7 protein-coding genes, 26 tRNA genes and 1 rRNA gene are annotated in these 9,854 nt (G+C 36.6%); all 34 read right to left on the bottom strand.

Annotation, left to right across the window (positions count from 1 at the left end; translation table 11 throughout):
- Nucleotides 1–558: 558 nt before the first annotated feature.
- The 34 genes from IDG63_RS11455 to rrf all read right to left on the bottom strand — a co-directional run bounded on the left by IDG63_RS11455 (nucleotide 559) and on the right by rrf (nucleotide 9,843).
- Nucleotides 559–711, bottom strand: coding sequence for an SAS053 family DNA gyrase inhibitor (locus IDG63_RS11455; protein WP_000031108.1), 153 nt, complete (start codon nucleotides 709–711; stop codon nucleotides 559–561).
- A 24-nt stretch (nucleotides 712–735) separates the two neighbouring features.
- The gene (locus tag IDG63_RS11450; RefSeq protein ID WP_001251224.1) at nucleotides 736–1,335 is read right to left on the bottom strand and encodes a 6-phosphogluconolactonase; all 600 of its coding nucleotides are present in this window, start codon (nucleotides 1,333–1,335) and stop codon (nucleotides 736–738) included.
- Between the two features lie 157 nt (nucleotides 1,336–1,492).
- Nucleotides 1,493–1,963: a tRNA (uridine(34)/cytosine(34)/5-carboxymethylaminomethyluridine(34)-2'-O)-methyltransferase TrmL gene (trmL, locus tag IDG63_RS11445; protein ID WP_000181394.1), complete on the bottom strand. Its 471-nt coding sequence runs from the start codon at nucleotides 1,961–1,963 to the stop codon at nucleotides 1,493–1,495.
- 4 nt (nucleotides 1,964–1,967) lie between these two features.
- Nucleotides 1,968–3,095 (bottom strand): tRNA epoxyqueuosine(34) reductase QueG, encoded by a 1,128-nt coding sequence (gene queG / locus IDG63_RS11440; protein WP_000379985.1) that lies wholly within the window; start codon nucleotides 3,093–3,095, stop codon nucleotides 1,968–1,970.
- Between the two features lie 150 nt (nucleotides 3,096–3,245).
- Nucleotides 3,246–3,968 carry an amino acid ABC transporter ATP-binding protein gene (locus IDG63_RS11435; protein WP_000590809.1) on the bottom strand — a complete coding sequence of 241 codons (723 nt, stop codon included), beginning with the start codon at nucleotides 3,966–3,968 and terminating at the stop codon, nucleotides 3,246–3,248.
- Nucleotides 3,961–5,418, bottom strand: coding sequence for an ABC transporter substrate-binding protein/permease (locus IDG63_RS11430; protein ID WP_000649908.1), 1,458 nt, complete (start codon nucleotides 5,416–5,418; stop codon nucleotides 3,961–3,963). Before IDG63_RS11430 ends, IDG63_RS11435 begins: the two co-directional genes overlap by 8 nt.
- A 257-nt stretch (nucleotides 5,419–5,675) precedes the next feature.
- Nucleotides 5,676–6,737: a PTS sugar transporter subunit IIC gene (locus IDG63_RS11425; RefSeq protein ID WP_000063585.1), complete on the bottom strand. Its 1,062-nt coding sequence runs from the start codon at nucleotides 6,735–6,737 to the stop codon at nucleotides 5,676–5,678.
- 547 nt (nucleotides 6,738–7,284) lie between these two features.
- A tRNA-Leu gene (locus IDG63_RS11420) sits at nucleotides 7,285–7,368 on the bottom strand.
- Nucleotides 7,369–7,406: 38 nt separating this feature from the next.
- A tRNA-Gly gene (locus IDG63_RS11415) sits at nucleotides 7,407–7,481 on the bottom strand.
- A gap of 103 nt (nucleotides 7,482–7,584) precedes the next feature.
- Nucleotides 7,585–7,659, bottom strand: a tRNA-Gly gene (locus tag IDG63_RS11410).
- A 7-nt stretch (nucleotides 7,660–7,666) separates the two neighbouring features.
- Nucleotides 7,667–7,740, bottom strand: a tRNA-Cys gene (locus IDG63_RS11405).
- A 5-nt stretch (nucleotides 7,741–7,745) separates the two neighbouring features.
- A tRNA-Gln gene (locus IDG63_RS11400) sits at nucleotides 7,746–7,817 on the bottom strand.
- An 11-nt stretch (nucleotides 7,818–7,828) separates the two neighbouring features.
- Nucleotides 7,829–7,901: transfer RNA gene (locus tag IDG63_RS11395), tRNA-His, on the bottom strand.
- 2 nt (nucleotides 7,902–7,903) lie between these two features.
- A tRNA-Trp gene (locus IDG63_RS11390) sits at nucleotides 7,904–7,977 on the bottom strand.
- A 15-nt stretch (nucleotides 7,978–7,992) separates the two neighbouring features.
- A tRNA-Tyr gene (locus IDG63_RS11385) sits at nucleotides 7,993–8,073 on the bottom strand.
- 5 nt (nucleotides 8,074–8,078) lie between these two features.
- Nucleotides 8,079–8,154: transfer RNA gene (locus IDG63_RS11380), tRNA-Thr, on the bottom strand.
- Between the two features lie 7 nt (nucleotides 8,155–8,161).
- Nucleotides 8,162–8,234, bottom strand: a tRNA-Phe gene (locus tag IDG63_RS11375).
- A gap of 18 nt (nucleotides 8,235–8,252) precedes the next feature.
- Nucleotides 8,253–8,328, bottom strand: a tRNA-Asp gene (locus IDG63_RS11370).
- Nucleotides 8,329–8,337: 9 nt separating this feature from the next.
- A tRNA-Met gene (locus tag IDG63_RS11365) sits at nucleotides 8,338–8,411 on the bottom strand.
- A gap of 14 nt (nucleotides 8,412–8,425) precedes the next feature.
- Nucleotides 8,426–8,518, bottom strand: a tRNA-Ser gene (locus IDG63_RS11360).
- Between the two features lie 38 nt (nucleotides 8,519–8,556).
- Nucleotides 8,557–8,632, bottom strand: a tRNA-Asp gene (locus tag IDG63_RS11355).
- Between the two features lie 10 nt (nucleotides 8,633–8,642).
- Nucleotides 8,643–8,732 (bottom strand) — tRNA-Ser (locus IDG63_RS11350).
- A 9-nt stretch (nucleotides 8,733–8,741) separates the two neighbouring features.
- Nucleotides 8,742–8,815, bottom strand: a tRNA-Ile gene (locus IDG63_RS11345).
- A gap of 28 nt (nucleotides 8,816–8,843) precedes the next feature.
- Nucleotides 8,844–8,917: transfer RNA gene (locus IDG63_RS11340), tRNA-Met, on the bottom strand.
- A 21-nt stretch (nucleotides 8,918–8,938) separates the two neighbouring features.
- Nucleotides 8,939–9,014: transfer RNA gene (locus IDG63_RS11335), tRNA-Ala, on the bottom strand.
- Nucleotides 9,015–9,031: 17 nt separating this feature from the next.
- Nucleotides 9,032–9,105, bottom strand: a tRNA-Pro gene (locus tag IDG63_RS11330).
- Nucleotides 9,106–9,114: 9 nt separating this feature from the next.
- Nucleotides 9,115–9,188: transfer RNA gene (locus IDG63_RS11325), tRNA-Arg, on the bottom strand.
- 18 nt (nucleotides 9,189–9,206) lie between these two features.
- Nucleotides 9,207–9,295: transfer RNA gene (locus IDG63_RS11320), tRNA-Leu, on the bottom strand.
- 10 nt (nucleotides 9,296–9,305) lie between these two features.
- Nucleotides 9,306–9,380: transfer RNA gene (locus IDG63_RS11315), tRNA-Gly, on the bottom strand.
- Nucleotides 9,381–9,383: 3 nt separating this feature from the next.
- Nucleotides 9,384–9,465, bottom strand: a tRNA-Leu gene (locus tag IDG63_RS11310).
- Nucleotides 9,466–9,468: 3 nt separating this feature from the next.
- Nucleotides 9,469–9,544 (bottom strand) — tRNA-Lys (locus IDG63_RS11305).
- 5 nt (nucleotides 9,545–9,549) lie between these two features.
- Nucleotides 9,550–9,625 (bottom strand) — tRNA-Thr (locus tag IDG63_RS11300).
- A 16-nt stretch (nucleotides 9,626–9,641) separates the two neighbouring features.
- Nucleotides 9,642–9,717: transfer RNA gene (locus tag IDG63_RS11295), tRNA-Val, on the bottom strand.
- Nucleotides 9,718–9,728: 11 nt separating this feature from the next.
- Nucleotides 9,729–9,843, bottom strand: a 5S ribosomal RNA gene (gene rrf, locus IDG63_RS11290).
- Nucleotides 9,844–9,854: the final 11 nt, after the last annotated feature.

Genomic DNA, 9,854 nt, shown 5'->3' with positions numbered 1-9,854 from the left:
CCTCAATTTCTACAAACAATGTAAGTTGGGGAAACGGGCCACAAACTCAGAAGCTGGCGGAAAGTCAGCTTAAAATAACATGTAAGTTGGCGAGGCCCCAAAATAGTGAAATCGGATTTCTAATTTCTACAAACAGTGCAATTTGGGGAAACGGGCCACAAACTCAGAAGCTGGCGGAAAGTCAGCTTACAATAACGTGCAAGTTGGCGGGGCCACAACATAGAAAAATTGGATCCTCAATTTCTACAAACAATGTAAGTTGGGGAAACAGCCCCAACACTGAAACTGGCAGAAAGTCAGCTTAAAATAACATGCAAGTTGGCGGGGCCACAACATAGAAAAATTGGATCCTCAATTTCTACAGACGATGCAAGTTGGGGAAACGGGCCACAAACACAAAAGCTGGCGGAAAGTCAGCTTCTATGAATATAATAAAAAAGCTAGGTAACAAAATGCTACCTAACTTCATATTCAAGATTATCAATCCTATTTGATATAGGTTCTATACTATTCATTGTTTACATGATAAATAGCTGAATATTACACAATTATAATACTTTACTGACTGTCTTCTTCAGAATTCTTTTCTTGATCATTTTGATCAGAAATTTGTTCCATTTCTTTACCTAATTCTTTTAAATCTTCAAAATCCGTTACCATACTGTTTTCTTCTTCATGATAATTTAATTTTGGATCTTTGTCTTTAGACATAATCAATACCTCACAGATTTTTAATTAAGCAAAGCGTGACGTAAAGTAAGCTTTAACATCTTCAGGTAAACCTGCAGCCGCTTCTTTATCAAGAATAACATTTACCATTCTATGTGCTTTTAAATCGGCTGGTTCGAAGCTTGTTTTACCATTTTCTTGATATAATTTTTCAACTACATCTCGTTTATTAGCACCTGTCACTACTAAGAAAATTTCTCTTGCTTCCATTAGTCCTTGACGAATACTAACATTTAACTTACCTTGCTCATCGATAGAAACAACTTGTAATGTTAATTTCCCTTTATTTTCTTTAGTTTTAATCTTATCAGCGATTAATTCGATTGCATCTTTTTCATAAGCAATTGGATAAACTTGACCTGCTGGTACACCTAACGCTTCGAAATATGATTTTTTATCGTCATAATCTAAAATATTTATTTGGCTAAAATCAACAGCATGTTTTTCAACATTTTTCTTTAATTCATCTAGAACTGGCGCTTGATCTGTATCTAAATGAAAACCTGCAATTGTAGTAGGATTATTGTTAAATTGCTTTCTAATAATATCAGCAGCATATTCTGCTACAAGTTGACTATTGTCAAAGACTTTAAAGTTCATTGCCATGATTTCTACACTCCTCTTAGTTTGCATTTTACATAAAAACGGCGATATTAATAATTATTATACCCTAACTTTCAATATATCAAACCATTTAAGTTTAACATGCTTATACTCTAAATATAGCACTTAAGCATCATTTTATAATGAAAATAGACGAATTTTAATTCAATCCTGGAAAATCTTGTTGACGTAACGCTTCATAAATTAACAACGCAGCAGTATTTGATAAATTTAATGAACGAATATGTTCACTCATAGGAATTCTTAATGCTGTGTCTTGATATTTCTCTTTCACCCAGTCTGGTAATCCTGTCGTCTCTTTTCCAAAAATGAAGTAAAAATCTTTGTCATGATTTGAAAAATCAAAATCACTATAAGTCTTTTTACCAAATTTTGTTAATAAGTAATACTCGCCATTTGTGGCTTCAAAAAATGCTTCAATACTATCATGATACGTAATATTCACAAATTCCCAATAATCTAAACCGGCTCTTTTTAACATTTTATCATCAGTTCTAAATCCAAGAGGTTTAATTAAATGTAAATGTGTGTTTGTACCTGCACACGTACGTGCAATGTTACCAGTATTAGCTGGGATTTCTGGTTGATATAAAACGATATGATTTGTCATATTACTATTCTCTCCTTGTGTCTAATCCTTTTATCATTTCATTCTGAACTTCTGCATCCTCTTGATCATAATTAGCATTGATAAAATCTCTTGCTTCTTCCCCAAGAATTTGACCAATGGCCCAATAAGCAGTTGCTCGAATCATCGGTCTTTCATCTGTTATTGCAACTTTTTTCAATTCTGGAATTGCATCCACTTCATTAAAATGCGCCAATGCTAAAATAGCATTTCGTTGTATCGGTTTTTTACCACGCCAAGCACCTGCAAGGTGACCATATGTTTGTTTGAATTCTTTATTAGACATACGTAGTAAAGGTACTAATCTTGGCTTTAAAATTTCTGGTTCCAAAATAATGTCATCTTGTTCGGTATTAATACCTCTATTTTTCGGACAAACTTGTTGACACGTATCGCAACCATATAATCTATTCCCAATTTTATAACGATATTGGTCAGGCATATAGCCTTTTGTTTGCGTTAAAAAACTAATGCATTTCTGACTATTTAATTGGCCATTTCCAACTAATGCACTTGTTGGACAACGATCAACACAAATTGTACAATCACCACAGCTATCTAATAATGGATCATCAGGTTCAAAAGGTATACTGACTAACATTTCACCGAGGTATGTCCATGTTCCTAGTTTAGGATTGATGACAAAGCCATTACGACCAACAAATCCTAAACCTGCACGTTCTGCTACTGCCCTATCTGATAATACACCCGTATCTACCATAGATTTTATTTCAACATCTGGAACTTTAGATTCAATAAATGAAGCTAACATGTCTAATCGTTTACGCATAATTGTATGATAATCTTGACCCCACGATGCTCTAGCAAATAAGCCTCTGCGATCACCTCTAACACTCTTAGGTGCACCTTTCAGTTTGTTAGGATAACCAACTGCAATTGCTATGATTGACCTTGCTGTTGGTAAGGATAATTTAGGCTCCGTTCGTAAAGCAATATCAGATTCTTCAAATCCTGAGGCATAACCATTTGCATGATATGCTTCTAGCTTTTGCTTCAATTCATCAAAGGGATCGGCAGTAGTAAATCCAATACTGTCGATACCAATTGTATATGCATAGTCAATGATATCTTGCTTTAACTGCTTTGTATCCAATCGTATGCCCCCCATTAAATAATACTATGTTATTTTAACACAACCATTATTCATATTGAGGTTTCATTTCACATAATTTTAATAATAAAAAGCTTGAATATATGATATAACTTTGTGGTGCGCATCATATATTCAAGCTTCGTTAGGTTGTTATAATACTCTTGCTAAGAAATTTTGTGTTCTTTCATGTTGCGGTTGTTCAAATATTTCGACTGGTGTGCCTGACTCTACGACAACGCCATCTGCCATAAATATAACTTTGTCACTTACATCTTTGGCAAATCCCATTTCATGTGTCACAACCACCATGGTCATACCTTCTTTGGCTAGGTCTTTCATTACTTTTAATACATCACCAACTACCTCAGGATCTAATGCTGAAGTTGGTTCATCGAATAAAATAACATCTGGATGCATTGCTAAAGCTCTTGCAATTGCTACCCTTTGCTTTTGACCACCTGATAATTGATTCGGATATACATCTGCTTTTTCTTTTAATCCCACTTTATCTAATAACGACAATGCTTCCTTATGTAATTCATCGTTATTATCTTTCTTTAATAATTTAGGAGCTAAAATAATATTATCGACAACTTTTTTATGTGGAAATAGGTTGAAGTTTTGAAATACCATACCCATTTTTTGACGTAGTTTATCTACTTGTGTCCCTTTTTCCGTTAAGTCATTACCTTCAAAAATCACTTGACCTTTAGTGGGTACTTCTAATAAATTCATACATCTTAACAATGTACTTTTACCACTACCAGATGGACCTATTATTGCTACTACTTCCCCTTGATTGATTTCAAGATTGATATCTTTTAAAACTTCATTATCTCCAAAAACTTTATTAAGATTGTTTATTTTAATCACTGGCATTCAATCTCCCTTCAATCATGTTCATAATGCGTGTAAGTACAAATGTTAAGACAAAGTATAATGCTGCTGCCACTAGTAATGGTGTGAATGGGTCAAATGAAATACCTTGAACCACTTGTGCATTAAACATAATTTCGCCAACTCCAATTGTTGACACAATAGATGATTCTTTAATTAAAGTGACAAATTCATTACCTAAAGCTGGTAAAATATTTTTAATTGCTTGTGGCATAATTACACTTTTCATCGTTTGTCTATAATTCAAACCTAGACTACGTGCGGCTTCCATTTGGCCTTTATCAACAGCATTTATACCTGCACGAATAATTTCAGCAATGTAAGCTGAGGAATTAATAACTAATGCAATTGTTCCACAAACAAGAGCTGAAATGTCTAGTCCTAATGCAGCAGTTATACCAAAGAATACGATAAATACTTGAACTAACATTGGTGTTCCTCTTAATATTTCGATATAGATAGAAGCAATCCATGAAATAATTTTTATTTTACTTAATTTCATTAACGCAACGAATGCACCTAAAATAGAACCTAATGCAACACCAATAAGTGAAATTAATATTGTAATCTTAATTCCTTTCAAGAAAAAACTACCATACTTAGAAATAAAACCACTGTCATCATTCATCGCATTTGCAGCATTAGTCATATATTTATCGATTAATCCTTTATCTTTAACCTCTTTAATCGTTTTATTAATTTGTGACAATAATTTTGGTGAATCTTTTGGCACAGCTATCACTGTATCTTTTTCTTCTTCATTAAATTTCACATTGGAAATTCCTAATTTAGGATTTTGTTTTAAATATGCTTCTGCTACAGGTTTTTCAACTACAGCACCTTCAACCTTTCCACTTTTCAATGCTAATATAACGTCTGGTAAACGGCTTAATGAAGTAATAGATGCATTTTCAATTTCGGTTTGAGCGATTTTTTCTTGTTCAGTTCCCTTTTGTGCCCCTACTTTTTTATTATTAAAGTCTTTGATATCTTTATATTCATTAACTTTATCTTTCTTTACAAGCATGATATTTTTAGTCATCATATATGAATCTGAAAAATCAACTTGCTTCTTACGTTCAGGCGTTGAAGTCATTCCGGAAATAATAATATCAATTTTTCCAGTTTTAAGAGCTCCTAACAAACTATCAAATGACATATTGACGATTTTTAATTTTAAATTATTATCTTTCGCAATTTTTTTAGCTAAATCAATATCTACACCTGCATACTCAGTCTTACCATTAACTGTATGCTCAAATTCCATTGGTGCATAATCTGCAGAAAGACCCACTCTAAGTTCACCGCGTTCTTTAATCTTCTCCCATGTTTGATCTTGTTCAGCATGTGCTGTGGGATTGATATACACCATAGCACTGCTAATTAACAACCCTAATACTAATATAAACCTAATTAAACACTTCATTTATACAGCCCTCCCTAATTAATATTCATAATTATACATATTAATACATTTTGATGCAATAGTGTTTTATAAATGTATTTTTATCAATATAAAGAAAAGCTTCTTTTTAAAAGACTGTACATAAAAAATCCGCTATTATACGTGAACAAATCTCACATTTTAAAATCAATCAAAAAAGCGCTACTATCAATATCTTATTGACAGTAACGCCTATATTTATCATATATTAAAACTTATTCTTGTCATCAAGCTATAAATTATTGTTTTGGAACTTCAAATTTATAAATATCATTAGAATATATAGGAATGAATTTTTTACACAATTCATGAACAATAAATGCCGATACAAATGGTATGACAAAATAACCAAGTGCTAATAAAATAATATTCATTGTTGAATCACCTGACATTCGGTTAAATGCATTTATTGGGCCAACTAATCCTGTATATCCAAATCCAGCAGACAATGGTGTTCCTTTAACCTGAAGAACGTAAGCAATGATTCCAGTAATTATTCCATTTATAGTCAATGGTATCGAAATAATTAAATTTTTCAAGTAAACTGGGATCATCATTTTTGCAGCTCCTATGAGTAAAACTGCATTTACACCAATAGAATTGACACGCAATGAGCCAAATAAGAAAGTAACACAGGCAGCCACTATACCTAGGTTTGCTGCTCCACTTCCTAGTCCGTTTAAACTAATCGCAGTTGCAATCGCTACTAACGATATTGGTGTTACCATTAATAATGAAAATGCCACACTAATAAGTATAGACATTAACAACGGATTTAAGTCTGTAAAAGAATGAATTACATTTCCAATTGCTTGAGTAATTTTTCGAATGTAAGGTAATGTGATTAGACCGATACCCCCACTAACGATAGGTACTAAAACTGGTAATATAATTAATTCAAAAGATCCAAGTTTGTTTTGTAATACCATATATATAAGACATGCAATAATAACAACCAAACTCGTATTTATAATGTCACCTATACCTTTTAACATAAAACTATTATTACTATATACAACAGCACCTGAACCAATCATAGCTGATGTACCTACTATAGCAGCACCTGCGCCATTAAATTTAAATTGATGAGCAGCTAAAACCCCAATAATAAATGCCATAAATGATTGAATTAGTATCACTAACTGATACGTTAATTCTAAAATTTCATTACCACTTTTAAATATTTTTAATACTTCACCTAATAGAGCATTCGGAACAAGTGCAATAACAACACCAGCACCAATAGAATTTAAAATCTTACTGAAAAACTGTTTATTATCAGCATTATTTGCGTTACTCATAAACGACCTCCAATTTGAACATTAAACTCATCATATTATAGAAAATTAACTTTAACAATGATTAGTTGGCTAATTTAATCTAAATATAACAATCCACAAAATGAATAAAGTAAATTTAAACAATCTACTCACTAATCAATGTCATGCTAATCTTAAAATACTACTAATTACATCCTGTGACTAATAATGTAATAAATTGTAAATATTAAAATAGCCATATTACTATTAAGATAGATAAATTGAATCGACTTGGTATAAAGCACAATAAAATAGCACTTTTACAAATATATTATTAGAAAAGTTGAAACAAATATATAACCCCAGATAATATAATCATTATCATTAATGTAATACCAAAAAAAGAAGTTAAACAATGCATAGTTGCTTAACTTCCAATATTGAACTCATCATTACAATTTGACATAGAGTCTATTAAAGCGTGTGCCATTTGAGTCCACTTTTATTTGTATTGTATAGAGAGAAATAAAAAGAAACCTTGTTTTACAAGGTTTCTAATACGTTATGTTATGTAAATAACAGTTAATTATACCGGTGGTCGGGGTCGAACCGACACTCCACAAGTGGAACGGGATTTTGAGTCCCGCGCGTCTGCCAATTCCGCCACACCGGCTTAATGGTAAACAAAAAACTTCCCTTTGGAAGCAATTATGGAGCGGAAGATAGGATTTACACCTATACCTCGTTCCGGGAAGGAACGTGTTCTAAAAGTTGAACTACTCTCGCAAATATTAAATTATGGAGCGGAAGATAGGATTTACACCTATACCTCATTCCAGGAAGGAATGTATTCTAAGAGTTGAAATACTCCCGCATTATTATTAAATTATGGAGCGGAAGATAGGATTTGCACCTATACCTCGTTCCGGGAAGGAACGTGTTCTAAAAGTTGAACTACTCCCGCATAAACCTGGAGGCGGCAACCGGATTTGAACCGGTGATAAAGGTTTTGCAGACCTCTGCCTTACCACTTGGCTATGCCGCCAATAACTGGGCTAGCTGGATTCGAACCAACGAGTGACGGAGTCAAAGTCCGTTGCCTTACCGCTTGGCTATAGCCCATTAATAATAAGGGCGGCTGAAGGGGATCGAACCCTCGAATGTCGGAACCACAATCCGATGTGTTAACCACTTCACCACAGCCGCCATGGCAGGGGCAGTAGGAATCGAACCCACACCAAAGGTTTTGGAGACCTCTATTCTACCGTTGAACTATGCCCCTATTAAAAATAATAAATGGAGGGGGGCAGATTCGAACTGCCGAACCCGAAGGAGCGGATTTACAGTCCGCCGCGTTTAGCCACTTCGCTACCCCTCCATAAATGGTGCCGGCCAGAGGACTTGAACCCCCAACCTACTGATTACAAGTCAGTTGCTCTACCAATTGAGCTAGGCCGGCTAAGAAATGGTTCAGGACAGAGTCGAACTGCCGACACATGGAGCTTCAATCCATTGCTCTACCAACTGAGCTACTGAACCATAATAAAAATGTAATGATGGCGGTCTCGACGGGAATCGAACCCGCGATCTCCTGCGTGACAGGCAGGCGTGTTAACCGCTACACTACGAGACCTATAAAATATTGCGGGAGGCGGATTTGAACCACCGACCTTCGGGTTATGAGCCCGACGAGCTACCGAACTGCTCCATCCCGCGATAATAAAAAATAATGGCGGAGGAAGAGGGATTCGAACCCCCGCGGCCCGTTAAGGCCCTGTCGGTTTTCAAGACCGATCCCTTCAGCCGGACTTGGGTATTCCTCCATTATTATAGGTAAATCGCTATTAATTATAAAATTAAATGGCGGTCTCGACGGGAATCGAACCCGCGATCTCCTGCGTGACAGGCAGGCGTGTTAACCGCTACACTACGAGACCATTAGTAAAACGGAGGAAGAGGGATTCGAACCCCCGCGAGCCGTTAAGCCCCTGTCGGTTTTCAAGACCGATCCCTTCAGCCGGACTTGGGTATTCCTCCAAAATTATATGGACCTTGCAGGACTCGAACCTGCGACCGAACGGTTATGAGCCGTTAGCTCTAACCAACTGAGCTAAAGGTCCTAAATATAATTTTACAACTAATAAATAGTGGCGGTGGAGGGGATCGAACCCCCGACCTCACGGGTATGAACCGTACGCTCTAGCCAGCTGAGCTACACCGCCTTATATAGTTTGTAAATAATATGGTGGAGACTAGCGGGATCGAACCGCTGACCTCCTGCGTGCAAAGCAGGCGCTCTCCCAGCTGAGCTAAGCCCCCATAATAATTACAGTATATCGGGAAGACAGGATTCGAACCTGCGACCCCTTGGTCCCAAACCAAGTGCTCTACCAAGCTGAGCTACTTCCCGTATAATTAACGCGCCCGATAGGAGTCGAACCCATAACCTCTTGATCCGTAGTCAAACGCTCTATCCAATTGAGCTACGGGCGCATATGTTTTTATTGAAAATGGTGCCGAGGACCGGAATCGAACCGGTACGGTGATCACTCACCGCAGGATTTTAAGTCCTGTGCGTCTGCCAGTTCCGCCACCCCGGCACTATAAAAATGGAGCAGAAGACGGGATTCGAACCCGCGACCCCAACCTTGGCAAGGTTGTATTCTACCGCTGAACTACTTCTGCATATGCGGGTGAAGGGAGTCGAACCCCCACGCCGTAAGGCGCTAGATCCTAAGTCTAGTGCGTCTGCCAATTCCGCCACACCCGCAAATGGTGAGCCATAGAGGATTCGAACCTCTGACCCTCTGATTAAAAGTCAGATGCTCTACCAACTGAGCTAATGGCTCTTCCATGGTGCCGGCCAGAGGACTTGAACCCCCAACCTACTGATTACAAGTCAGTTGCTCTACCAATTGAGCTAGGCCGGCAATATGTAAGAATAAATGGTGGAGAATGACGGGTTCGAACCGCCGACCCTCTGCTTGTAAGGCAGATGCTCTCCCAGCTGAGCTAATTCTCCGATTTAAAACTGCCTGGCAACGTTCTACTCTAGCGGAACGTAAGTTCGACTACCATCGACGCTAAGGAGCTTAACTTCTGTGTTCGGCATGGGAACAGGTGTGACCTCCTTGCTATAGTCACCAGACATATGAATGT

The organism is Staphylococcus sp. EG-SA-14 (genome assembly GCF_017151935.1).
In the GTDB taxonomy this organism is placed as follows: domain Bacteria; phylum Bacillota; class Bacilli; order Staphylococcales; family Staphylococcaceae; genus Staphylococcus; species Staphylococcus aureus.
Note: the sequence above shows the minus strand (reverse complement) of the source record. Positions and strands in the feature narration are given on the sequence as shown.